This is a genomic window from Salegentibacter tibetensis (assembly GCF_020164485.1).
Classification (GTDB): domain Bacteria; phylum Bacteroidota; class Bacteroidia; order Flavobacteriales; family Flavobacteriaceae; genus Salegentibacter; species Salegentibacter tibetensis.
The window spans coordinates 1-247 of record NZ_JAIQZA010000182.1; the positions used below are offsets into that span (position 1 = coordinate 1).

The following is a 247-nucleotide window of genomic DNA, read 5'->3' on the forward strand; positions in this document are numbered from 1 at the left end:
ATTGGTGATCGATCAGCAGAGCGAGGTATTCATCAGCAGTGATATTCTCTATGCGGTTGTCCTTTATGTGCTGCTGGTGCAACTGGGCCATAGCCCCCAGGCGCATTTGTTTTAGTTTTTCAATAGTCTGATTGTTGTTCATATTCATTAGATTTAAAAGGTTTATTATTTATATGCAGAAGCACCCCGCAAGTTATCGTGTTCCGGGATGTGTGGTTTATCTTCTTCGAGGTCCTGGTAAAACAGG

1 pseudogene is annotated in these 247 nt (G+C 42.5%); it reads right to left on the reverse strand.

Annotated features, from left to right (window positions below):
• A pseudogene (locus tag LB467_RS19670) lies at window positions 1–142 on the reverse strand (ATP-binding protein); the annotation flags it as partial.
• Between the last annotated feature and the right edge of the window lie 105 nt (window positions 143–247).